We start from the raw sequence: 23,212 nt of genomic DNA on the forward strand, positions 1-23,212 counted from the left end.
TCACGCGGGGCCTCCCTCGGCCGGGGGCAGCTTCTGGTCGCCGACGGCGGGGGGCTGTGCCGGACCGGCGGCGTCCGGGGCGGTGCCGCCCTGGGCCGCGGCGGCTTCGTCGGCAGCGGCGGTGGCCTGGGCGGCGGCGAGCTTGTCGGCCGCCTTGCGGGCAGCGGCGATCTCCTTCGGCTCCTCCGCGCCCGGGTCGAGCGCGGGCGGGGCCGGGACCGTCCACATCCATTCGCGGAGCTTGTCCCGCTCATGGGTGAGTTCGTGGATGTCCGTCTCCGCGTACTCGAACTCCGGCGACCAGAACAGCGCGTCGAAAGGACAGACCTCGATGCAGATACCGCAGTACATGCAGAGCGAGAAGTCGATGGCGAAGCGGTCGAGGACGTTGCGGCTGCGCTCGCGGCCCCCGGGAGTGGCGGCCGGGAGCGTCTCCTTGTGGGAGTCGATGTAGATGCACCAGTCGGGGCACTCACGGGCGCAGAGCATGCAGACCGTGCAGTTCTCCTCGAACAGGCCGATCACGCCACGGGTGCGGGGCGGGAGGTCGGGCTGAACGTCCGGATACTGCGCGGTGTGACTCTTGCGGGTCATCGTGCGGAGGGTGACGGCGAGGCCCTTGGCCAGGCCGCTGCCCGGGATCGGAGCCATTACTGGATCACCACCTTGACGATGCCGGTGAGGGCGATCTGGGCGAGGGCGAGGGGGACGAGGGTCGTCCAGGCGAGTTTCTGCAACTGGTCCTCACGCAGCCTCGGGTAGCTCACCCGCAGCCAGATCACGACGAAGGCGAGCACGGCGGTCTTCAGCAGGGTCCACACCCAGCCGAGCCCGTCCGCCCCGAAGGGGCCGTGCCAGCCGCCGAGGAAGAGGACGGTGGTGAGACCGCAGAGGACGACGATGCCGGCGTACTCGGCGAGCAGGAACAGGGCGAAGCGCAGACCGGTGTACTCGGTGTACGCGCCGAAGATGATCTCGGAGTCGGCGACCGGCATGTCGAACGGCGGGCGCTGGAGCTCGGCGAGGCCGGCGGTGAAGAACACCAGCGCGCCGACGATCTGCCACGGCAGCCACCACCACTCGAAGGCGTTCAGGATGCCGGGGAGGGAGACGGTTCCGGCCGCCATGGCGACGGAGGCGGCGGCGAGCAGCATCGGCAGCTCGTACGCGAGGAGCTGAGCGGCGGTGCGCAGACCGCCGAGGAGGGAGAACTTGTTGGCCGACGCCCAGCCCGCCATCAGCGAGCCGAGCACGCCGACGCCCATGACGGCCAGCGCGAAGAAGATGCCCGCGTCGATGATCTGGCCCACCGCGCTCTCGCTCGGGCCGATCGGGATGACGATCAGAACGAGGAGGTACGGGAGCAGGGCGACGGCAGGGGCGAGCTGGAAGACGCGGCGGTCGGCGTTGGCCGGGACCACGTCCTCCTTCTGCGCGAACTTCACGCCGTCGGCCACGAGCTGGGCCCAGCCGTGGAAACCACCCGCGTACATCGGGCCGAGGCGGCCCTGCATATGGGCCATCACCTTGTGCTCGGTCTGGCCGACCACCAGCGGGAGGACCAGGAACACGGCGAAGACGGCGATCAGCCGAAGGGCGACGTCGAGTGCGTCGTTCACGCGGGGTCGCCTCCGGAGGTCTCGGGGTCGGGCTCGGTGGTGGGCTCGGGCTCGGGGCTCGCGGCCTTGGGCCTGGAGGCGGGCTCGGGGTTCTCCGGGCCGGCCTCGGGCTCGGCAGGCGGGGTGCCGGGGGTGGCCTCCTGACCTGCGCCCGGCGCGGGCTCCGCAGGCGGAGCGGGCTCCGCCTCCGCGCCCTGCCCCGGCTCCTCGAACGCCGGGCGCGCGTGGTGCCACGGCGCGTCGGCGCTGCGGGTCCGCGGGGCGGGCTTCGCCTCCGGTGCCGGCCCCTCCGGCGCCGCCGCCTCACGCGTCGGTGCCTCGGACGTCGGTGCCGTCTCGGGACCGGCCACCTTCTCAGGTGCCGTCTCGGGACCGGTTGCCGACTCAGCCGCCGTCTCAGGAACGGCCGTCGTCTCAGTACCGGCCGGTGTCGCCTCCGGGGCCTGGCTCGCCGAGCCGTCCGCCGTCGTGCGCGTGCGGCGCGGGGGCCTCGCGGGGGCGGGCTCGCCAGTGGCGGCCGGCGCTCCCGGCGGGACCGCCGTCGGCTCGGCCGACTGGGTCGCCGAGCCCTCGCCCGCCGTGCGGGCACGCCGCACCGGGCGGTCGCCGGCCGCGCGCGGGGTGCGGGCGGGGCGGGCCGGAGCGGGCGGGAGCTGCCCCTTGAGGGGGCCCCACTCGTTCGGGTCGGGGACGCCGGGCGGGAGCATCTGGCGGCGCTTGGGGCCGCCGTGTTCCGACTCGCCCGGCTCCTTGGCACCCGGCCACGCCTTGGCGACCCGGGCCGCCAAGACGAAGTCCTTGCGCAGCGGATGGCCCTCGAAGCCCTCGGGGAGCAGCAGCGGCACCAGGTGCGGGTGGTCGGTGAAGGTCACGCCGAACATCTCGTACGTCTCGCGCTCGTGCCAGCCCGCGCCCGCGTAGATCTCGACGGCGCTGGGCAGGGAGGGCGCGGCGTGCGGGACGGTCGTACGGAGCATCAGACGGCGGACGCGGTGGCCCTCCAGGGCGACGACATGGGCGCAGACCCGGAAGCCCGTCTCCGGTTCGTCGACCGCGCTCAGCCAGTCGAAGTAGGTGCAGCCGAGCTTGTCGCGGGCGGTCTCGAGCGAGGCGATCCACGAGCCGACGGGCACGTCGACCGTCAGGAGGTCGTACGCCCGCTCGGCCGTGGCCTCGTCGCCGAAGATCTCGGTGACGGAGTCCGGGAGGCCGTCGTACGCGTTTCCGGTCGCGGGCATCAGCGGTCACCGCCCGGGGCCGGCGGAGGCGTGACGAGGCCGCTGCGGAGCTGGCCGACGGAGGGCCCGTTCGCGTAGCGCTCGCTCAGCGACTCACGGGCGATCTTCTCCTGGAGCTTGAGGATGCCCTGGAGCAGAGCCTCGGGGCGCGGCGGGCAGCCGGGCACGTACACGTCGACGGGGATGATCTGGTCGACGCCCTTGGTCACGGAGTACGAGTCCCAGTAGGGGCCGCCGCAGTTGGAGCAGGCGCCGAAGGAGATGACGTACTTGGGCTCGGGCATCTGCTCGTACAGGCGCTTGACGGCGGGGGCCATCTTGTCCGTCACCGTGCCGGAGACGATCATCAGGTCCGCCTGGCGCGGCCCGGGCGCGAAGGGAATCACACCGAGCCGGATGAAGTCGTGGCGGGCCATCGAGGCGGCGATGAACTCGATCGCGCAGCAGGCCAGACCGAAGTTGAAGACCCAGAGGCTGTAGCGACGGCCCCAGTTCAGGACCACCTTCATCGGCTCGGGTGCCAGTCGGGACAGCACGCCAAGTCGCTTCGGCTCGGGCAGCAGCACGGGGCCGGAATCAGGAGCGGGGGTCACGTCCATGTCAGGACGCCCTTCTTGTACGCGTAGAGCAGTCCCACGGCCAGGAAGCCGAGGAAGATGAACATCTCGACCAGCGTCGCGGCGCCGTATCCGGCCGCCGCGAACACGGTCGCCCAGGGGAAGAGGAAGATCGAGTCGACGGCGAAGATCACGTACAGGAACGCATAGACGTAGTAGCGGACCTGGGTGTGGGCCCAGCCTTCCCCCACCGGGTCGACACCGCATTCGTAGGTGAGCAGTTTCTCCGGCGTCGGCACGACGGGTCGCAGCAGCCGGCCGGCTCCGAAAGCCACGGCCACGAACAGCACACCGAGCACGGCGAGCAGTCCGACGACCGAATAACTCTCGAAGTAGTCGGCTGCGACGGTCGATACGGTCGGTTCCGGCACGTCCGCCCCTCGCTCCCTCAGGCCCATTCGACGATCTGTACGCACGGGAGTCTAGGCCCTGCTAAAGGGACCGTAAGCAGGCCGTCCACAGTGCGAGTGGGGTTATCCCTACTTCGCGCCACCGCCTTGCCCCATGGCGTGTGGATCAGCGGCCCGGCAGGCTGGGCGCCATGACCGCGAGCATCGACACCGCCGGCCGTACGGACCAGGACCGGCCGCCCTCCATACGCACCGCCTTCGGCCGGAACACCTGGAAGGAAGTCGCCCACCTTCTTTCCAACCTTCCGATGACCCTGATCGGCTTCGTTTACGTCATGGTCACGGTGCTGCTCGGCGTGGCGCTGTCCGTGACGGTGATCGGTCTGCCGCTGCTGGCGGTCGGACTCGGCGGCGCCCGATGGCTCGGCCGGGCCGAACGGGCCCGCGCCCGCGCCCTGCTGCATGTGCGGATCGAGGAACCGAGCCCCCTGCCCCGCGCCGACCGGGCGTCCCACGCCGGCCTCTTCCCATGGCTGTGGAACCGGCTCAAGGACCCCGTGGGGTGGCGGGCGGTGCTCTACGGGTTCGTCAGACTGCCCTGGGGCGTACTGACCTTCACCCTCACCCTCGTCTGCCTCGTCCTGTGGCCCCTGCTCCCCTATGTCGTCCGCGGGCTCGCCCACCTGGACCGGGCGATGGTCCATGCGCTGCTGTCGCCCTCCGACGAGCTGGAGCTGCGGATCGCCGAGCTGGAGTCCGACCGAGGGGTGGTGGTGGATACCGCCGCCGCCGACCTGCGCCGCATCGAGCGCGACCTGCACGACGGCGCCCAGGCGCGGCTCGTCGCCCTCGCCATGGGCCTCGGCCTCGCCAAGGAGAAGCTGCTGGAGGACCCGGAAGCGGCGGCGGCGATGGTGGACGAGGCGCACGGCGAGGTGAAGCTGGCCCTGCAGGAGCTGCGTGATCTGGCCCGGGGCATCCATCCGGCCGTGCTGACCGACCGGGGCCTGGACGCCGCGCTCTCCTCCGTCGCCACCCGCTGCACGGTTCCCGTGCGGGTGACGGTCGATCTCGACGAACGCCCGGCGGAAGCCATCGAGGGCATCGCCTACTTCACCGTCTCCGAACTGCTCCAGAACGTCTCCAAGCACTCCGGGGCGCGCGGCGCGTCGGTCGAGGTGTGGCGTACGAAGGACCGGCTGCTGATCCAGGTCAGCGACGACGGCCGCGGTGGGGCCCGGCTGGACGGCGGTACGGGAATGGCGGGGCTGGCCGAGCGGCTCGGCGCGGTCGACGGGCTGTTCCTCCTGGACTCGCCGTCCGGCGGGCCGACCACCGTCACGGCGGAGCTGCCGTGGCGCGCGCGGGGGCCGGTCCCTTCCCGGTCGTAGGCCGTCCGCGCCCGCCGGTAGGGAAAACCCCCGGTCCAAGAGGGATACCGGCTCCATGGTGGGGACGTACCCCGCCCGGCCACCCTGGATTCACACGAGCCCGACAGATCGCAGAGGGCTGACGACGGCGGGCCGACAGCGGCGGGACCAGACCGCGGCGGGCAGACGACAGAACGGAACACACCGATGGCCACGGCATACGGACGGGACCTCCGGCACGACCGCCCCCACCGCGTTCCGGCAGCGCTGCGCGCACCGGTCGAGGCCCGCACCTGGCGGGAGTTCGGGTACCTGCTGCTGGGCCTGCCCCTCAGCGTCCTCTACTTCTCGCTCGCCCTCACCATGACGGCCCTGGGCGCCGGGCTGGTCGTCACCTTCCTCGGCATCCCGGTGCTGGCGGGAGCGCTGGCCATGTGCCGCGGATTCGGCGCGGTGGAGCGGGCCCGGGCGCGGGGCCTGCTCGGTCTCGAGGTCGCCGACCCCGCCCCCGTGCTGGACAGGAGCGCGAACGGCAAGGGGAACCGCGGGCTCATGTCCTGGGTCGGCGGCGTACTCAAGAGCGGCGCGTCGTGGCGGCACCTGCTCTACGCGGTGCTGCACATGCCGTGGGCGGTCTTCGCCTTCTCGGTCGCGGTGAGCTTCTGGGCGTACGGCTGGGCGCTGCTCACGTACCCGCTGTGGCAATGGGTCTTCCCGGTGTACGCGGGTGTCGACGGGCTCCAGCTCTACGGCGACCGGACGCACAGCTTCTTTCTGGACTCCTCCTTCGAGATCGCCGTGACCAGCGCGGTCGGGCTGTTCTTCGTCCTGGTCACCCCGTGGCTGATCCGGGGCATGACGTTCGTGGACCGGCTGATGGTCACCGGGCTGCTCGGCCCGTCCCGGCTGGCCGGCCGCGTCTTCGAGCTGGAGACCGACCGGGGGGTGGTGGTGGACACCGCCGCCGCCGACCTGCGCCGCATCGAGCGCGACCTGCACGACGGCGCCCAGGCCCGCCTCGTCGCCCTCGCCATGGATCTGGGCCAGGCGAAGGAAAAGCTGGCCGAGGATCCCCGCGCGGCGGCGCGGATGGTGGACGAGGCGCACGGCGAGGTCAAGACGGCCCTGCAGGAGCTGCGTGATCTGGCCCGGGGCATCCATCCGGCCGTGCTGACCGACCGGGGCCTGGACGCCGCACTCTCCTCCGTCGCCACCCGCTGCGCGGTCCCGGTCTCCGTGGAGGTGGACCTGCCGTCCCGGCCGGCTCCGGCCATCGAGGGCATCGCGTACTTCACGGTCTCCGAGCTCCTCCAGAACGTCTCCAAGCACGCCCGGGCCCGGAAGGCCTGGGTGGAGGTCTGGCAGGTGGAGGACCGGCTGATGGTGCAGGTCAGGGACGACGGGAGGGGCGGGGCGGACATCGCGGGCGGCAGCGGGCTCGCGGGGCTCGCGGAGCGGCTCGGCGCGGTGGACGGGATCCTCGCGGTCGACTCCCCGGCCGGAGGGCCGACGACGGTCACGGCCGAGCTCCCCTGGCGCGGCTGACAACGGCCGCTCCCCCGCCCCTCCCCCGGGCCGCGCCGTACCGCGCTGATCCGCTACCCGACGATCCCCGCACGACGATCCGAATACTGGAATGCTGGGCGCGCAGAGCGTGCGGGCACACAGCCGGTACACCGGAGCAGTCGGAGCATGGGGGACACACGGTCGTGAACGACGTCGTGGAAGACAGGGTGCGGGTGGTCATCGCCGAGGACTCGGTGCTGCTGCGGGAGGGGCTGACCAGGCTGCTGACCGACCGCGGCCATGAGGTGGTCGCCGGCGTCGGGGACGGGGACGCCCTGGTCAAGACGGTGGGCGAGCTCGCGGACCAGGGGGCGCTGCCGGATGTGGTGGTCGCCGATGTGCGGATGCCGCCCACCCATACGGACGAGGGCGTACGGGCGGCGGTACGGCTGCGCAAGGACCACCCCGGGATAGGGGTACTGGTCCTGTCGCAGTACGTGGAGGAGCGTTACGCCACGGAGTTGCTGGCCGGTTCCAGCCGAGGCGTCGGCTATCTCCTGAAGGACCGGGTGGCCGATGTCCGTGAGTTCGTGGACGCCGTGGTCCGGGTGGCCCGGGGCGGTACCGCGCTCGACCCCGAGGTGGTGGCCCAGCTGCTGGGCCGGAGCCGTAAGCAGGACGTCCTGGCAGGGCTGACCCCCCGCGAGCGGGAGGTCCTCGGTCTGATGGCCGAGGGGCGGACGAATTCGGCGGTCGCCCGGCAGCTGGTGGTGAGCGATGGCGCCGTCGAGAAGCACGTCAGCAATATCTTCCTGAAGCTGGGCCTGTCACCGAGTGACGGGGATCACCGGCGGGTACTCGCGGTGTTGACCTACCTGAACTCCTGAATAACTGACACCCTGTCAGATGGAACCCTCCCACGCCCGGAGGCCCCGAACCGGTCCTAGAACCAAAGGATGAGCGGCGAGCGTCTTCGAAATGAGCAGCCGGGGGGCTCCGGGACGTGATAATTCAGGGCATAAGGGCGTCTCAAGAAGGCGTCCATCATATGAGCGGTCCAGGGAAGGCGACCCTTACCGACGTAGGGTGGGCCTTGGGACGACCGGCCGTCCGGTTGTCCCGGGAGCCTGTCCCTGCCTCTGGCGGGGAGACCCCTTGCCTTGAGGGAGGTCCAGTTCAGTGACCAGCCAGGTCAGTAGCCCAGCCGAGCAGGCCGACGAGGCCGACGAGGCGAATGAGGCGGTCGTCGGGGAACAACGCGGTGTCCCGGCGCGCCACGGCTCGGAGAAGGAAGTCCGCCGTCTGGATCGGGTGATCATCCGCTTCGCGGGTGACTCCGGTGACGGTATGCAGCTGACGGGTGACCGGTTCACCTCGGAGACGGCGTCGTTCGGTAACGACCTGTCGACGCTGCCGAACTTCCCCGCCGAGATCCGGGCCCCTGCCGGGACCCTGCCGGGCGTCTCGTCGTTCCAGCTGCACTTCGCCGACCACGACATCCTCACGCCGGGCGACGCGCCCAACGTGCTGGTCGCCATGAACCCCGCCGCGCTCAAGGCCAACATCGGCGACGTGCCGCGCGGTAGCGAGGTGATCGTCAACACCGACGAATTCGCCAAGCGCGCCATGGCCAAGGTCGGCTACGAGACGTCCCCGCTGGAGGACGGTTCACTGGACGGTTACCGCGTCCACCCGGTGCCGCTGACGACGCTGACGATCGAGGCCCTGAAGGACTTCGGGCTCTCCCGCAAGGAGGCCGAGCGCAGCAAGAACATGTTCGCGCTGGGTCTGCTGTCGTGGATGTACCACCGGCCCACCGAGTCCACCGAGAGGTTCCTGCGGCAGAAGTTCGCGGGGAAGCCGCAGATCGCCGAGGCGAACGTGGCGGCGTTCCGGGCCGGCTGGAACTTCGGTGAGACGACCGAGGACTTCGCGGTCTCCTACGAGGTCGCGCCGGCGACGGCCGCGTTCCCCACGGGTACGTACCGGAACATCTCCGGGAACCTGGCCCTGTCCTACGGCCTGATCGCCGCGTCCCAGCAGGCGGACCTGCCGCTCTACCTGGGCTCGTACCCGATCACGCCGGCGTCCGACATCCTGCACGAGCTGTCCAAGCACAAGAACTTCGGTGTGCGGACCTTCCAGGCCGAGGACGAGATCGCCGGCATCGGGGCCGCCCTCGGCGCAGCGTTCGGCGGATCGCTCGCCGTGACCACCACGTCCGGCCCGGGCGTGGCGCTGAAGTCCGAGACGATCGGCCTCGCGGTCTCCCTGGAGCTGCCGCTGCTGATCGTGGACATCCAGCGGGGCGGGCCCTCCACCGGCCTGCCGACCAAGACCGAGCAGGCGGACCTGCTGCAGGCCATGTACGGCCGCAACGGCGAGGCCCCGGTGCCGATCGTCGCGCCGAAGACGCCCGCGGACTGCTTCGAGGCCGCGTTGGACGCCGCGAGGATCGCGCTCACCTACCGCACGCCGGTGTTCCTGCTCTCCGACGGCTATCTCGCCAACGGCTCCGAGCCCTGGCGGATCCCGGACGTGGACACCCTTCCCGACCTGCGGGTCCAGTTCGCCGCAGGAACCAACCACACGCTCGCCGACGGCACGGACGTCTTCTGGCCCTACAAGCGCGACCCGCGCACCCTGGCCCGTCCGTGGGCCGTCCCCGGCACCCCCGGCCTCGAACACCGCATCGGCGGCATCGAGAAGCAGGACGGGACCGGCAACATCTCCTACGACCCCGCCAACCACGACTTCATGGTCCGCACCCGGCAGGCGAAGGTCGACGGGATCGAGGTCCCGGAGCTGGAGGTCGACGACGCGGACGGCGCCCGCACGCTCGTCCTCGGATGGGGCTCCACGTACGGGCCCATCACCGCGGCCGTACGAAGACTCCGGAACGCGGGCCTCCCCATCGCCCAGGCGCATCTGCGCCACCTCAACCCCTTCCCGGCGAACCTCGGGGAGGTGCTGGCGCGGTACGACAGGGTCGTGGTCCCGGAGATGAACCTCGGCCAGCTCGCGACCCTCATCAGGGCGAAGTACCTCGTCGACGCGCAGAGCTACACGCAGGTCAACGGCATGCCGTTCAAGGCGGAGCAGCTCGCCACGGCTCTCAAGGAGGCCATCAATGACTGAGTCACTCCTGTCCCTGGTGCCCAAGGCCGAGGCGAAGCAGTCCATGAAGGACTTCAAGTCCGACCAGGAGGTCCGCTGGTGCCCCGGCTGCGGTGACTACGCCGTGCTGGCGGCGGTGCAGGGCTTCATGCCCGAGCTCGGTCTGGCGAAGGAGAACATCGTCTTCGTCTCGGGGATCGGCTGCTCATCCCGCTTCCCGTACTACATGAACACCTACGGGATGCACTCGATCCACGGGCGCGCCCCCGCCATCGCCACCGGGCTCGCCTCCTCGCGCCGCGATCTGAGCGTGTGGGTGGTGACCGGGGACGGCGACGCGCTGTCCATCGGCGGCAACCACCTCATCCACGCCCTGCGCCGCAATGTGAACCTCAAGATCCTGCTGTTCAACAACCGGATCTACGGCCTCACCAAGGGCCAGTACTCGCCCACGAGCGAGGTCGGCAAGATCACCAAGTCGACGCCGATGGGTTCGCTGGACGCGCCGTTCAACCCGGTCTCCCTGGCCATCGGCGCCGAGGCCGGTTTCGTCGCCCGGACGGTGGACTCGGACCGCAAGCACCTCACCGAGGTACTGCGGCAGGCAGCCGACCACCCCGGCACGGCCCTGGTGGAGATCTACCAGAACTGCAACATCTTCAACGACGGCGCCTTCGAGGTCCTCAAGGACAAGGAGCAGGCCGAGGAAGCCGTGATCAGACTCGAGCACGGCCGTCCCATCCGCTTCGGCGCCGACGGCTCCAAGGGGGTCGTGCGGGACCCGGCCACCGGGGACCTCGTCGTCGTCCCGGTGACGGCGGAGAACGAGGCCCGCGTGCTGGTCCACGACGCGCACAACCCGTCCCCGACCACCGCGTTCGCACTCTCCCGGCTCGCCGACCCGGACACCCTGCACCACACGCCCATCGGCGTCTTCCGCAGCGTCGAGCGGCCGGTGTACGACACGCAGATGGCGGACCAGCTCGACACCGCCATCGAGCAGAACGGCAAGGGAGACCTCGCCGCGCTGCTCGCCGGAAACGACACCTGGACGGTCGTCGGCTGATCCCGGCAGGCCGTTCCGCCACGAGGCGCCCTTCGTCATGGAGGGCGCCTCTTTCCTTGGGTCGAGAACCGAAGGTCATGACCGTATTGCAATACGGGCATGACAGGGCGCCCGGTCCGGCGCTACCTTCGACAGGACAGTGCGGCGCGTGGCGCAGGACGGGAGATGTGGTGAAGGCGAGCAGCGAAGAGCCGGCGGACGCGGCACGTGCGGGACTTCTGTACGGGATCGGTGCCTACGGAATATGGGGACTGGTCCCCCTCTTCTGGCCACTTCTGAAGCCGGCCGGGGCCGTCGAGATCCTGGCCCACCGGATGGTCTGGTCGCTGGCCGTCGTCGGCGTCGCACTGCTCGTGCTGCGCCGCTGGGACTGGGTGCGGACGCTGGTCCGCGACCCGCGCAAGCTCGCGCTCATCACCGTCGCCGCCGCGGTGATCACGGTCAACTGGGGCGTCTACATCTGGGCCGTCAATTCCGGCCATGTGGTCGAGTCGTCCCTCGGCTACTTCATCAATCCGCTGGTCACCATAGCCATGGGCGTCGTGCTCCTGAAGGAGCGGCTGCGGCCCTTCCAGTGGGCGGCGGTCGCCGTCGGCTTCGCGGCCGTGCTCGTGCTCGCGATCGGATACGGGCAGCCGCCGTGGATCTCGCTCACCCTGGCCTTCTCGTTCGCCACCTACGGCCTGGTGAAGAAGAAGGTCAACATCGGCGGTCTGGAGTCCCTCGCGGCCGAGACGGCGATCCAGTTCCTGCCCGCCCTCGGCTATCTGGTCTGGCTCGGCTCGTCGGCGTCCTCCGCGTCGGCCACCTTCGGCTCCGAGGGCGCGGGGCACGCGGCGCTGCTCGCGGCGACGGGCCTGGTGACCGCCGCGCCCCTGGTCTGCTTCGGCGCGGCGGCGATCCGGGTGCCGCTCTCCACGCTGGGCCTGTTGCAGTATCTGGCGCCGGTCTTCCAGTTCCTGCTCGGAGTCGTGTACTTCCACGAGGCGATGCCGGCGGAGCGGTGGGCGGGCTTCTCCCTGGTCTGGCTTGCCCTGACGCTTCTGACCTGGGACGCGCTGCGCACGGCGCGCCGCACGAAGGCGGAGGCGCTGCGCCTCGCGGCGATCGTCCGGACGCCGTCGGTCGCCCCCGCGCCGCCGGGCGCACCGGCCCGGCGGGAGACGGCAGCGGGTTAGGCGACCGGCCCCACCCGCCCGCGGCGGATCCCCCTCGCGGCCGCCCGAGCGCACCCTTCGCGGCACACTGCCCGCCCGCCCCGGCTCCCAGGGGCGGGCGGGCTCGCTCGTGCGCGCGGCTACCCGGCCGCGTCCGTCCCCACCAACGAGATCGCCGCGGCCCGCGCCGCCCACGGCGTGCGGGAGGCGGAGTCCGTGAACTCGACGCCCCGGTCCGGGAGTTGTCCGGCATTCGGACTCCGATGACCGGTTTCCGCCCTTGACGGTCAGTCAGTATCTCCCCGACCATTCAGCACGCACAGCACACGCACAGCTCCAGCGCCCTGCGACACCGCCGTCGTGGGGCGTCTCGCACGTTTCCGTTCCATCCCCGTACGGAATCCCGGAGCCCCCACATGACACTCTCCGTTCCCAGACGTACCGCCGCGGTCGCCGCGCTCGCCCTCGCCGGGCTGTTCGCCGCCACCGCGCCCGCCGCCACCGCGGCGCCAGCGTCGGCCCTCGCCGCGCCGGACATACCCGTCGCCAACGTGAAGGCGCACCTGAACAGCCTGCAGTCCATAGCCACCTCCAACGGCGGCAACCGCGCCCACGGCAGGGCCGGTTACAAGGCGTCCATCGACTTCGTGAAGGCGAAGCTGGACGCGGCGGGCTACACCACGACCATCCAGCAGTTCACCTCCAGCGGCGCCACCGGCTACAACCTGGTCGCCGACTGGCCCGGTGGTGACGCGAACCAGGTCCTGATGGCCGGCTCGCACCTCGACTCGGTGAGCGCGGGCCCCGGAATCAACGACAACGGGTCCGGTTCCGCGGCCGTCCTGGAGACCGCCCTCGCCGTCTCCCGCGCCCAGTTCAAGCCGACCAAGCATCTGCGGTTCGCCTGGTGGGGCGCGGAGGAGCTGGGCCTCGTCGGATCGAAGTACTACGTCAACAACCTGCCCACGACCGAGCGTTCCAAGGTCTCCGGGTACCTCAACTTCGACATGATCGGGTCGCCGAACCCCGGCTACTTCGTCTACGACGACGACCCGACGATCGAGAAGACGTTCAAGGACTACTTCGCCGGACTCGGCGTCTCCACGGAGATCGAGACCGAGGGCGACGGCCGCTCCGACCACGCGCCGTTCAAGAACGCCGGCATCCCGGTCGGTGGCCTGTTCACCGGCGCCGACTACACCAAGACCTCCGCGCAGGCGCAGAAGTGGGGCGGCACGGCGGGCCAGGCCTTCGACCGCTGCTACCACTCCTCGTGCGACACGACGGCGAACATCAACGACACCGCCCTGGACCGCAACAGCGACGCGATCGCCCACGCGATCTGGACGCTGTCGGAGGGGACGACGCAGCCCCCCGGCAAGGTCTTCGAGAACACCGCCGACGTCTCCATCCCGGACAACGGCGCGGCGGTCACCTCGGCGGTCAACGTCACCGGCGTCACCGGCAACGCGCCCTCGACCCTCAAGGTCGGCGTCGACATCATCCACACCTGGCGCGGTGACCTGGTCGTCGACCTGGTGGCCCCGGACGGGTCGGTCTACGGCCTGAAGCCCTTCAGCTCCTCCGACTCGGCGGACAACGTCCAGGCGACCTACACCGTCAACGCGTCGAGCGAGGTGGCGAACGGCTCCTGGAAGCTGCGCGTCCAGGACAAGGCCGCGCAGGACACCGGCTACATCAACGCCTTCCGCCTGACGTTCTGAGGCACTGCTCCGAAAACACGGTCGCCCGGCCGCGCCTGGAGGTGGCGCGGCCGGGCGACGCGGCTACTTCGCTTCGCCGGCCGTCTTGACCAGCTGGTCCTTCGTGACCGCACCGACGTAGACCTTGCCGTCGTCCGTCATCAGCGCGTTCACCAGGCGGGTCTCGAAGACCGTGCCCGAGCCGAACTTCCCGCTGACCCGGTCGCCCAGGGCGTCCAGGAACTTCCGGGCCTCCGGCGGGGCGTCCTTCGTGTCCGGCGCGGGGGCGCCGGTGTCGAACGTCGCGATGGTCGTCCAGCCCTTGCCGAGGACGTTCAGGCCCTTGAAGTCCTCCTGGGGGCCTCCGGCGCCCTTCCTCGCCTTCTCCTCGGTGCCGTGCGCCCCCTCGGTCTCCTCGGTCACCTTCGTGCCCTTGGGGGGCGTGAAGTCGAAGGTGGACGCGGCGGGCTTCCCGAAGTCGATCTTGGTGAAGCCGGCATCGATCGCGGCCTTGCCCCCGCCACTCGGGGTGAGCGTGAACTTCAGCGGCACGCCCTTCTCCGCGTCCACGGTGACCTTGATCGACCCGATGGTCGAGCCGCCCTGCTTCGGCTTGATGAGCAGCTGGTAGGCGTCGCGCCCGGCGATCCTCGCCGTACCGTCGACGGTCACCGATGTGGTGTCGTCCACGGCCTTCAGCGCCTCGGTGGCGAAGTCCTTCGGCGTGCTCGGCAGATCCTTCGGGGCCTCGCCCTTCCCGTTCCGGAGCTTGCCGCCCTCGTGGCCCTTGCGGCCCTCCGCGTTCTCCGGGTTCCGCGCGTGGAACGCCTCCTTGGAAGCGCTGTCGTACGCCCAGACCTCGTCACCGTTGTGAACGAGGCTGTACTCGTCGTCGGAGTCCCCCAGGATCGCCACCCGCTGCCGGTCCGGCCCGTCGGCCGCCACGCGCAGCGTGTGCGTCCCGGTGGCCAGCTCGGTCAGCTTGGCCTGCGGGTCGGCGGTCGAGCCACCGCCGCCTCCCCCGAGGCCGCCGAGGCCCGCCAGCGACGGCAGGCCCAGGTCGGTGCTGATCTTCACCGTGCCGGAGAGCTGCTGGACGTCCGAGGCGGCGATCTTCTCGATGAGTTCCTGGGCCGTGATCTTCGGCAGTTCCGGGTCGCCGGACGCGGCCAGTGCCGGTACCAGCCCGATGGTCGCCGCAGCCACTGAGGCCACGGCCACGGGGACGACGTAACGAGCTGCCTTGCGGCGCCCCGCGTCCGTGGTCGGTGTGCTGTCGTTCGGTGCCATGGTGTGCCTTACCTCCGTGGTCGATGACACCCATCTGACCAAAACGGCGGTACGAAGACGTCAGCCCCCGGGAGCAACTTCACGTACTGCTCCGGTATGACCCGACCCTGAGAGAGCTCCCCCAACAGGCAGGCGCCGCCTGCCCCGTGGGCCTCAGCCCGCCCGGTGCACCACCGCGTCGCACAGCTCCTCCAGAGCCGCCTTCGCGTAGCTCTCGGGCAGCGGCGCCAGCATGGCGCGTGCCTCCTGCGCGTACCGGACGGTGTCCCGCCGGGCCTGCTCCAGCGCCGGGTGCACCCGGAGCCTGCGCAGCGCCTCCGCGTGCCGGGCGTCGTCCGTCAGATCGCTGTCGATGAGCGCGACGAGCTCCACGTCCTCCGGCCGGCCGTGCGCCGCCGCCTGCGCCCGCAGACGCAGCACCGGCAGGGTCGGGATGCCCTCGCGCAGGTCGGTTCCGGGCGTCTTGCCGGACTCGTGGCTGTCGGAGGCGATGTCGAGCACGTCGTCGGCGAGCTGGAAGGCGACGCCGAGCCGCTCTCCGTACTGGCTGAGGATGTCGACGATGCCCTCGTCCGCGCCCGCCATCATCGCGCCGAAGCGGCAGGAGACGGCGATCAGCGAGCCCGTCTTGCCGCCGAGGACGTCGAGGTAGTGGTCGATGGGGTCACGGCCGTCGCCCGGTCCGGCGGTCTCCAGGATCTGGCCGGTGACCAGGCGCTCGAACGCCTCGGCCTGGATGCGTACGGCCCCGGGACCCAGGTCCGCCAGGATGTGCGAGGCGCGCGCGAAGAGGAAGTCGCCGGTCAGGACCGCGAGCGAGTTGCCCCAGCGGGCGTTGGCGCTCTCCACGCCGCGCCGCACATCGGCCTCGTCCATGACGTCGTCGTGGTACAGCGTCGCGAGGTGCGTCAGCTCGACCACCACGGCCGAGGGGACGACACCCGGCGCGTAGGGGTCACCGAACTGGGCGGCGAGCATCACAAGGAGCGGGCGGAAGCGCTTGCCACCGGCTCGTACGAGGTGCTGCGCGGCCTCCGTGATGAACGGGACGTCGCTCTTGCAGGCATCGAGCAGCCCTGCTTCGACAGCTGCCAGTCCGGCCTGGACATCGGCTTCAAGAGCCTGGTCCCGCACGCTCAGCCCGAACGGCCCGACGACGGTCACGAGGGGATCTCCTGTCTGCTGACGATCACATGGATTGTCGATGTGTCGCTGGATTCACTCAAGTCAGCGTATCCGGTCGCCTTTCGATCACCATCGGCGCCATGGGCGCCTACCCGCCTCCCCCGGTATGTTCGGAATCGACCCTTACAACCGGGAGCAAGGCCTTTGTCCGGAAGCGCGAGCGACAGCCAGGAGAGCGGCCGACAACCGCCGCCCGAGCACGATCATGCCTTCTTCGGGCCGCCCCTGGGGCCGCTCCCGCTCACCTGTCCGGGCGTCCGCTCCCGCCGGCGCGGGACGCCCCCGGCCGCCGTCCCCCGGCCGGACGCACGCACGCCGCCGACTTCGCCCGCGCCCCGGACGCCGCCCCCCGGCCGCGCCGCAGCACGCACCCCGTCCACCGAGGTGGCTCCCCGATGAAGATCAGCACCGACTTCCCGTACGAGACCACCCGTGAGGACATCCACATCCCCCTGCCTGACGGCACCCGGCTCTACGCCCGCCTCTGGCGGCCGGTCACCGACGAGCCCGTCCCCGCGCTCCTCGAATACCTCCCCCACCGCCTGACCGACTGGACCGCCCCGCGCGACTGGCAGCGCCATCCCTGGTACGCGGGCCACGGCTACGCCTCCGTGCGCGTCGATGTCCGCGGACACGGCGCCAGCGAGGGGATGCCCGGCGACGAGTACGACGCACTGGAGCTCGCCGACGGGGTGGCGGTGGTGCACTGGCTCGCCGGGCAGCCCTGGTGCAACGGCACGGTGGGCATGTTCGGGATCGCGTGGGGCGGCCTCAACTCGCTCCAGATCGCGGCGCTGGCGCCCGAGCCGCTGAAGGCCGTGGTCACGGTCTGCTCGACGGACGACCGCTACGACAATGACGTCCATTACATGGGCGGATCCGTGCTCGCCGTCGACATGCACGCCTGGGCGACGACGATGCTGGCCCATGTGTGCCGGCCGCCGGACCCGGTGTTCGCCGGACCCGGCTGGCGCGAGACGTGGCTGAGGCGGCTGGAGGCCGTGGAGCCCTTCCTCCACACCTGGCTCGCCCACCAGACCCGTGACGCGTACTGGAAGCACGGCAGCGTCCGCGAGGACTACGGCGCCATCGGCGCGGCCGTCCTGGCGGTCGGCGGCCGGCACGATCCCTCCCGGGACACCGTCCTGCGGCTGGTCGAGAAGCTTCCTCGCGACCGGGTCCGGGGACTGATCGGGCCCTGGTCGCACCAGTACCCGGACAGGGGCCTGCCGCCCGGCACGGCGATCGGCTTCCTCCAGGAGACCCTCCGCTGGTGGGACCACCATCTGAAGGGCGAGGACAACGGCGCCATGTCCGTCCCCCTTCTGCGCGCCTGGATCAGCGAGGCGCACCCCCCGGCGACGGTCCACCGGGAGCTGCCCGGCCGCTGGGTCGGCGAGGACGCCTGGCCGTCGCCCCGCGTGACGCCCGTGCCGTACGCGCTCGAGGGTGAACCGGTCCTCGTCCGCTCCCCCCAGCACACCGGCCTCGACGCGGGCCGCTTCCTCCCCCTCGGCCGCGACGCCGACCTGCCGCCCGACCAGCGGTGCGAGGACGCGCACTCGGCGTGCTTCGACTTCCCCGTCCCGGAGGGCGCGCCGGTGGAAATCCTCGGCCGCCCGCGTGTGCGCCTGTCGCTGCGCGCCGGGGCGCCGACCGGCCAGGTGATCGCCCGGCTCTGCGACGTGGCCCCGGACGGCGCCTCCACGCTGGTCACCCGCGGCGCCCTCAACCTCTCGGCCCGGCACGGCCGGGAGAAGGCGGTCGACTGCCGGGTGGGCGAGTGGGAGGACGTCGAGGTCCAACTGAACGGCATCGGCCACGCCTTCCCGCCCGGCCACCGGGTCCGGCTCGCGCTCTCCTCCGCGTACTGGCCCTGGATCTGGCCGCGGCCGGACGCCGCCGGCTTCAGCCTCGACCCGGCGGCCTCCACGCTCACCCTGCCCGTCCGCGCCCCCTCCAGCGGCGAGGAGGCCCCGATTGTCTTCGAGGAGCCCGAACACTCCGAACCGCTGGGTGTCAGTCTCCCGGCGACGCTGGACGAGGAGCGTCCGGAGCGGCTGGTCGTACGCGACGTGGCCAAGGGCGAATGGCGCCTGGAGGTCGACCCCGGGTACGGCGGGACACGGCTCTATCCGGACGGCCTCGAACTCACCGAGGACGCCCTGGACACGTACACGATCCAGGAGGGCGATCCGCTGTCTGCGCGCACCGGCTCGACCCGGACGATCCGGATGCACCGGCCGGAACTGCCATGGGACGTGCGGATCGACACCCGGTCCGAGATCACCTGTGACCGGGAGGCCTTCCACACGTCCGACGAAGTGGTGTGCAAGGACGGCGACGAGGTGGTCTTCCACCGCACCTGGGAGAAGCGGATCCCCCGGACGGCGGGCTGAGGGGCTCTGCCGCCACGCCGGAACACCGACGTAACGTGTCCCCCACACCCGTGGAAAGCGAGGCAGGCACCGATGTCCGAGCAGAGCCCGCTCGATCTGGCCGAGGGCGATCCCTTCGGCCCGCACAACCTTCCGTACGGCGTCTTCACCACCGCCGACGAGCCCGGTCGCCGCAGGCTCGGTGTCCGTATCGGCGGCTCGGTGCTCGACGCGGGCGCCGCGGCGCACGCCCTGGGCTCCCCCTACGCCGCGCTGCTCGCCCAGCCCAGCCTCAACCCGCTGCTGGCCGCCGGGCGCACCGCCTGGCGCGATGTGCGCCGGGCGCTCACCGCCTGGGTGACGGTGCCCGCGCACCGTCCGGACATAGAGCCACTGCTGCACCCCCTCGACACGGTCACCCTGCACCTTCCGTACGAGGTCGCCGACTACGTCGACTTCTACGCGAGCGAGCACCACGCGACCAACGTCGGTCACATCTTCCGCCCGGACGGCGACGCGCTGACGCCCAACTGGAAGCATCTGCCGATCGGTTACCACGGCCGCGCCGGGACCGTCGTCGTCTCGGGCACGGATGTCGTACGGCCCTCGGGCCAGCGCAAGGCCCCCGCCGACCCGGCCCCGGTCTTCGGCCCGACCACCAAGCTCGACATCGAGGCGGAGGTCGGCTTCCTCGTCGGCACCCCCTCCGCCCAGGGAAGGCCGGTCGGCCTCGGCGACTTCCGCGACCACGTCTTCGGTCTCACCCTGCTCAACGACTGGTCGGCGCGGGACATCCAGGCCTGGGAGTACGTGCCGCTGGGCCCGTTCCTGGGCAAGTCCTTCAGTACGTCGGTGTCGGCCTGGGTGACCCCGCTGGAGGCGCTGGACGCCGCCAGGACCGACCCGCCGGCCCGCGACTTCGACCTGCTGCCCTACCTCGACGACTCCTCCGACGAGGAGCCGGGCGGCTTCGACCTGCGGATCACCGTGCGGATCAACGGCGAGGTCGTCTCCGAGCCGCCGTTCTCCACGATGTACTGGACCGCCGCCCAGCAGCTGGCCCACATGACCGTCAACGGCGCCTCCCTGCGCACCGGTGACCTCTACGGCTCCGGCACGGTCAGCGGGCCGGAGGTCCACCAGCGCGGCTCCCTGCTGGAGCTGACCTGGAACGGACGCGACCCGCTGGAGCTGACCTCCGGCAAGCGCACCTTCCTGGAGGACGGTGACGTGGTCACGCTGACCGCCTGGGCCCCGGGCCCCGACGGCACCCAGGTCGGCCTCGGCGAGGTGACGGGACGGATCGTCCCCGCCTGACCCGCAAGGTGAAGTGCCCGGCCTGGAACGGCATGCGTCAGGGCCCGGCCCCCGAGGGGACCGGGCCCTGACGGCATGGGGCTAGCGGACGAAGACGCCCGCGTGGTTCGCCAGGTCCAGGAAGTACTGCGGTGCGACACCGAGGACGAGCGTCACGGCCACCCCGACGCCGATCGTCGTCATCGTCAGCGGCGAGGGCACGGCGACGGTGGGGCCGTCGGCCTTCGGCTCGCTGAAGAACATCAGCACGATGACCCGGATGTAGAAGAACGCGGCGATCGCCGAAGAGATCACACCGACCACGACCAGCGCGCCCGCGCCACCCTCGGCCGCGGCCTTGAAGACCGCGAACTTCCCGGAGAATCCGGAGGTCAGCGGGATACCGGCGAAGGCGAGCAGGAACACCGCGAAGACCGCGGCGACCAGCGGTGAACGCCGCCCGAGACCCGCCCACTTGGACAGGTGGGTCGCCTCGCCGCCCGCGTCGCGGACCAGGGTGACGACGGCGAACGCGCCGATCGTCACGAAGGAGTACGCGGCCAGGTAGAAGAGGACGGACGAGACGCCGTCCGGCGTGGCCGCGATGACACCGGCGAGGATGAAGCCGGCGTGCGCGATCGAGGAGTAGGCCAGCAGCCGCTTGATGTCGGTCTGCGTAATGGCGACGACCGCACCGCCCAGCATGGTGACGATCGCGACGCCCCACATGACCGGCCGCCAGTCCCAGGCCAGACCGGGCAGCACCACATAGAGCAGCCGCAGCATCGCGCCGAACGCGGCGACCTTGGTGGCGGCGGCCATGAAGCCGGTGACCGGGGTCGGCGCGCCCTGGTACACGTCCGGGGTCCACATGTGGAACGGCACGGCGCCCACCTTGAACAGCAGCCCCATCAGGACCATGGCGAAGCCGATGAGCAGCAGGACGTCATTGCCCATGGTGTCGGCGAGCGCCGGGTCGATGGCCGACACGTTCCCGTCGACCACGTGCGCGATGGTCGCGTACGAGACGGAGCCGGCGTATCCGTACAGCAGGGCGATGCCGAAGAGCAGGAAGGCCGACGAGAAGGCGCCGAGGAGGAAGTACTTCACGGCCGCCTCCTGCGACATCAGCCGCTTGCGGCGGGCGACGGCGCAGAGCAGGTAGAGCGGCAGCGAGAAGACCTCGAGGGCGACGAAGAGCGTCAGCAGGTCGTTGGCCGCGGGGAAGACCAGCATGCCCGAGACCGCGAACAGCGCCAGCGGGAACACCTCGGTGGTGGTGAACCCGGCCTTGACGGCGGCCTTTTCCTGGTCGCTGCCCGGCACGGCGGCCGCTTCGGCGGCGAACGAGTCGATCCGGTGACCCTGGTCCGCCGGGTCGAGCCGCCGCTCGGCGAAGGTGAAGACCGCGACGATGGACGCCAGGAGGATGGTGCCCTGGAGGAACAGCGCCGGGCCGTCGACCGCGACGGCGCCCATCGCGGCGATGTGCGCCTTGGTGGAGCCGTAGCCCCCCGCGGCGAGGCCGACGACCGCGGCGAAACCGGCGGCCAGGGCGACGACGCTGAGGAACACCTGTGTGTAGTAACGCCCGCGGCGCGGCACGAAGGCCTCGACGAGGACGCTGATGATCGCGGCACCGACCACGATCAGTACGGGTGCCAGCTGGGCGTACTCGATGTGCGGAGCGGTGATCTTGGTGATCGGCTCGGCGGCCGTCGTCCACAGGCTGTGGACAGTTGTTGCGCTCACTTGGCCGCCTCCACCTCGGGCCGGGGGTCCTTCTGCTGAACGTCGGACATGGTGTGCTTCACGGCCGGGTTGACGATGTCCGTCAGCGGCTTCGGATAGACGCCGAGGAAGATCAGCAGCGCGATGAGCGGCACGACCACCGTCAGCTCACGGACCCTGAGGTCCGGCAGTGCCCGCACCTCTTCCTTCACCGGGCCCGTCATCGTCCGCTGGTAGAGGACGAGGGTGTAGAGCGCGGCGAGCACGATGCCGATGGTCGCGACGATCCCGGCCACCGGATAGCGGGCGAACGTGCCGACCAGGACCAGGAATTCACTGACGAACGGCGCCAGGCCGGGCAGCGACAGCGTCGCGAGACCGCCGATCAGGAAGGTCCCCGCCAGCACCGGTGCGACCTTCTGCACACCGCCGTAGTCGGCGATGAGCCGCGAGCCGCGCCGCGAGATCAGGAACCCGGCCACCAGCATCAACGCGGCGGTCGAGAGCCCGTGGTTCACCATGTACAGCGTCGCGCCGCTCTGACCCTGGCTCGTCATCGCGAAGATGCCCAGGATGATGAAGCCGAAGTGCGAGATCGAGGCGTACGCGACCAGTCGCTTGATGTCCCGCTGGCCGACGGCGAGCAGCGCGCCGTACACGATGCTGATCAGCGCCAGGACGAGGATCACCGGCGTCGCCCACTTCGACGCCTCCGGGAAGAGCTGGAGGCAGAAGCGCAGCATCGCGAAGGTGCCGACCTTGTCGACCACGGCCGTGATCAGCACCGCGACCGGGGCGGTCGCCTCTCCCATCGCGTTGGGCAGCCAGGTGTGCAGCGGCCACAGCGGCGCCTTCACCGCGAAGGCGAAGAAGAAGCCGAGGAAGAGCAGACGCTCGGTGGTACCGGCCATGTCCAGCTGCCCGCTCGCCCGCGCCGCGGCGATCTCGGAGAGCGAGAAGCTCCCCGCGACCACGTACAGGCCGATGACGGCGGCCAGCATGATCAGGCCGCCGACGAGGTTGTAGAGCAGGAACTTGACCGCCGCGTAGGAGCGTTGGGCAGCCGCGTTCTCCTCGCTGCCCGTGTGGGCACGGTCGCCGAAGCCGCCGATGAGGAAGTACATCGGGATGAGCATGGCTTCGAAGAGGATGTAGAAGAGGAAGACGTCAGTGGCCTCGAAGGAGAGGACCACCATCGCCTCGACCATGAGGATCAGGGCGAAGAAGCCCTGGGTCGGACGCCACCGCGTGGAGTGCGTCTCCACGTCGGCGTCGTGCCAGCCGGCCAGGATGACGAAGGGGATCAGCAGCGCGGTCAGCGCGATCAGCGCCACCCCGATGCCATCGACGCCCAGTTCGTACCGGACGCCGAAGTCCTTGATCCAGGAGTGGGACTCGGTGAGCTGGTAGCGGTCGCCGCCGGGCTCGAAGCGGACCAGGACGACCGCCGCGAGGACCAGGGTGGCGAGCGAGAACAGCAGCGCCAGCCACTTGGCGGCGGTCCGGCGGGCCGCCGGAACAGCGGCCGTGACGATCGCGCCGACCGCCGGAAGGGCCGCCGTCGCCGTAAGGAGCGGGAAGGACATCTG

At 70.9% G+C, this 23,212-nt stretch carries 18 protein-coding genes; 9 read left to right on the forward strand and 9 right to left on the reverse strand.

Annotation, left to right across the window (positions count from 1 at the left end; translation table 11 throughout):
* The 5 genes from ACZ7J0_RS12480 to ACZ7J0_RS12500 are packed head-to-tail and all read right to left on the reverse strand — an operon-like array spanning window position 1 to window position 3,872.
* The gene (locus ACZ7J0_RS12480) at window positions 1–651 is read right to left on the reverse strand and encodes a NuoI/complex I 23 kDa subunit family protein (protein ID WP_470886551.1); all 651 of its coding nucleotides are present in this window, start codon (window positions 649–651) and stop codon (window positions 1–3) included.
* Window positions 651–1,619, reverse strand: a complete 969-nt coding sequence (locus ACZ7J0_RS12485) for a complex I subunit 1/NuoH family protein (RefSeq protein WP_469122247.1) — start codon at window positions 1,617–1,619, stop codon at window positions 651–653. Before ACZ7J0_RS12485 ends, ACZ7J0_RS12480 begins: the two co-directional genes overlap by 1 nt.
* On the reverse strand, window positions 1,616–2,857 hold the full coding sequence (locus ACZ7J0_RS12490) for an NADH-quinone oxidoreductase subunit C (protein WP_470886553.1): 1,242 nt from the start codon (window positions 2,855–2,857) through the stop codon (window positions 1,616–1,618). The genes ACZ7J0_RS12485 and ACZ7J0_RS12490 overlap by 4 nt, the downstream gene beginning before the upstream one ends.
* Entirely contained in the window at window positions 2,857–3,456 is a 600-nt protein-coding gene (locus tag ACZ7J0_RS12495) for an NADH-quinone oxidoreductase subunit B (RefSeq protein WP_469122245.1), read from the reverse strand. The genes ACZ7J0_RS12490 and ACZ7J0_RS12495 overlap by 1 nt, the downstream gene beginning before the upstream one ends.
* Complete coding sequence (locus ACZ7J0_RS12500; RefSeq protein ID WP_468708436.1) at window positions 3,447–3,872, reverse strand: NADH-quinone oxidoreductase subunit A; 426 nt, start codon at window positions 3,870–3,872, stop codon at window positions 3,447–3,449. The genes ACZ7J0_RS12495 and ACZ7J0_RS12500 overlap by 10 nt, the downstream gene beginning before the upstream one ends.
* A 143-nt stretch (window positions 3,873–4,015) precedes the next feature.
* Here ACZ7J0_RS12500 and ACZ7J0_RS12505 point away from each other — a divergent pair, with 143 nt between their 5' ends.
* From ACZ7J0_RS12505 to ACZ7J0_RS12535, 7 genes are all read left to right on the forward strand, one after another.
* Window positions 4,016–5,215: a sensor histidine kinase gene (locus tag ACZ7J0_RS12505; RefSeq protein WP_470886555.1), complete on the forward strand. Its 1,200-nt coding sequence runs from the start codon at window positions 4,016–4,018 to the stop codon at window positions 5,213–5,215.
* A gap of 186 nt (window positions 5,216–5,401) precedes the next feature.
* The gene (locus ACZ7J0_RS12510) at window positions 5,402–6,739 is read left to right on the forward strand and encodes a sensor histidine kinase (RefSeq protein ID WP_470886556.1); all 1,338 of its coding nucleotides are present in this window, start codon (window positions 5,402–5,404) and stop codon (window positions 6,737–6,739) included.
* A gap of 188 nt (window positions 6,740–6,927) precedes the next feature.
* On the forward strand, window positions 6,928–7,587 hold the full coding sequence (locus ACZ7J0_RS12515; protein WP_468708681.1) for a response regulator: 660 nt from the start codon (window positions 6,928–6,930) through the stop codon (window positions 7,585–7,587).
* A 292-nt stretch (window positions 7,588–7,879) separates the two neighbouring features.
* Window positions 7,880–9,838 carry a 2-oxoacid:acceptor oxidoreductase subunit alpha gene (locus ACZ7J0_RS12520; protein WP_470886558.1) on the forward strand — a complete coding sequence of 653 codons (1,959 nt, stop codon included), beginning with the start codon at window positions 7,880–7,882 and terminating at the stop codon, window positions 9,836–9,838.
* Window positions 9,831–10,883: a 2-oxoacid:ferredoxin oxidoreductase subunit beta gene (locus ACZ7J0_RS12525; RefSeq protein WP_470886559.1), complete on the forward strand. Its 1,053-nt coding sequence runs from the start codon at window positions 9,831–9,833 to the stop codon at window positions 10,881–10,883. The genes ACZ7J0_RS12520 and ACZ7J0_RS12525 overlap by 8 nt, the downstream gene beginning before the upstream one ends.
* Window positions 10,884–11,053: 170 nt before the next feature.
* Window positions 11,054–12,061, forward strand: a complete 1,008-nt coding sequence (gene rarD, locus ACZ7J0_RS12530) for an EamA family transporter RarD (protein ID WP_470886561.1) — start codon at window positions 11,054–11,056, stop codon at window positions 12,059–12,061.
* Between the two features lie 395 nt (window positions 12,062–12,456).
* Window positions 12,457–13,764 carry a M28 family peptidase gene (locus tag ACZ7J0_RS12535; protein WP_470886563.1) on the forward strand — a complete coding sequence of 436 codons (1,308 nt, stop codon included), beginning with the start codon at window positions 12,457–12,459 and terminating at the stop codon, window positions 13,762–13,764.
* Window positions 13,765–13,827: 63 nt separating this feature from the next.
* On the opposite strand, the gene ACZ7J0_RS12540 is transcribed toward ACZ7J0_RS12535, so the two are convergent.
* Both ACZ7J0_RS12540 and ACZ7J0_RS12545 read right to left on the reverse strand, forming a co-directional pair.
* A complete protein-coding gene (locus ACZ7J0_RS12540; RefSeq protein ID WP_470886565.1) occupies window positions 13,828–15,033 on the reverse strand; it encodes a LolA family protein in 1,206 nt (401 codons plus the stop codon).
* Between the two features lie 153 nt (window positions 15,034–15,186).
* A complete protein-coding gene (locus ACZ7J0_RS12545; protein WP_470886567.1) occupies window positions 15,187–16,197 on the reverse strand; it encodes a polyprenyl synthetase family protein in 1,011 nt (336 codons plus the stop codon).
* A 416-nt stretch (window positions 16,198–16,613) separates the two neighbouring features.
* On the opposite strand from ACZ7J0_RS12545, the gene ACZ7J0_RS12550 reads away from it, so the two are divergent.
* Both ACZ7J0_RS12550 and fahA read left to right on the forward strand, forming a co-directional pair.
* Window positions 16,614–18,617, forward strand: a complete 2,004-nt coding sequence (locus ACZ7J0_RS12550; protein ID WP_470886569.1) for a CocE/NonD family hydrolase — start codon at window positions 16,614–16,616, stop codon at window positions 18,615–18,617.
* A 72-nt stretch (window positions 18,618–18,689) separates the two neighbouring features.
* Window positions 18,690–19,913, forward strand: coding sequence for a fumarylacetoacetase (gene fahA / locus ACZ7J0_RS12555; protein WP_468708450.1), 1,224 nt, complete (start codon window positions 18,690–18,692; stop codon window positions 19,911–19,913).
* 81 nt (window positions 19,914–19,994) lie between these two features.
* On the opposite strand, the gene nuoN is transcribed toward fahA, so the two are convergent.
* Both nuoN and ACZ7J0_RS12565 read right to left on the reverse strand, forming a co-directional pair.
* On the reverse strand, window positions 19,995–21,644 hold the full coding sequence (nuoN, locus tag ACZ7J0_RS12560) for an NADH-quinone oxidoreductase subunit NuoN (protein WP_470886571.1): 1,650 nt from the start codon (window positions 21,642–21,644) through the stop codon (window positions 19,995–19,997).
* Window positions 21,641–23,209: an NADH-quinone oxidoreductase subunit M gene (locus tag ACZ7J0_RS12565; RefSeq protein ID WP_470886773.1), complete on the reverse strand. Its 1,569-nt coding sequence runs from the start codon at window positions 23,207–23,209 to the stop codon at window positions 21,641–21,643. Before ACZ7J0_RS12565 ends, nuoN begins: the two co-directional genes overlap by 4 nt.
* Window positions 23,210–23,212: the final 3 nt, after the last annotated feature.

This window comes from Streptomyces sp. NPDC038280, from assembly GCF_055600045.1.

Coding starts and splice junctions, on each gene's coding strand:
- ACZ7J0_RS12510 (WP_470886556.1), top strand. CDS start 5,402: ATGGCCACGGCATACGGACGGGACCTCCGGCACGACCGCCCCCACCGC.
- ACZ7J0_RS12550 (WP_470886569.1), top strand. CDS start 16,614: ATGAAGATCAGCACCGACTTCCCGTACGAGACCACCCGTGAGGACATC.
- ACZ7J0_RS12525 (WP_470886559.1), top strand. CDS start 9,831: ATGACTGAGTCACTCCTGTCCCTGGTGCCCAAGGCCGAGGCGAAGCAG.
- ACZ7J0_RS12495 (WP_469122245.1), bottom strand. CDS start 3,456: ATGGACGTGACCCCCGCTCCTGATTCCGGCCCCGTGCTGCTGCCCGAG.
- ACZ7J0_RS12540 (WP_470886565.1), bottom strand. CDS start 15,033: ATGGCACCGAACGACAGCACACCGACCACGGACGCGGGGCGCCGCAAG.
- ACZ7J0_RS12500 (WP_468708436.1), bottom strand. CDS start 3,872: ATGGGCCTGAGGGAGCGAGGGGCGGACGTGCCGGAACCGACCGTATCG.
- ACZ7J0_RS12505 (WP_470886555.1), top strand. CDS start 4,016: ATGACCGCGAGCATCGACACCGCCGGCCGTACGGACCAGGACCGGCCG.
- fahA (WP_468708450.1), top strand. CDS start 18,690: ATGTCCGAGCAGAGCCCGCTCGATCTGGCCGAGGGCGATCCCTTCGGC.
- ACZ7J0_RS12535 (WP_470886563.1), top strand. CDS start 12,457: ATGACACTCTCCGTTCCCAGACGTACCGCCGCGGTCGCCGCGCTCGCC.
- ACZ7J0_RS12565 (WP_470886773.1), bottom strand. CDS start 23,209: ATGTCCTTCCCGCTCCTTACGGCGACGGCGGCCCTTCCGGCGGTCGGC.
- ACZ7J0_RS12490 (WP_470886553.1), bottom strand. CDS start 2,857: ATGCCCGCGACCGGAAACGCGTACGACGGCCTCCCGGACTCCGTCACC.
- ACZ7J0_RS12480 (WP_470886551.1), bottom strand. CDS start 651: ATGGCTCCGATCCCGGGCAGCGGCCTGGCCAAGGGCCTCGCCGTCACC.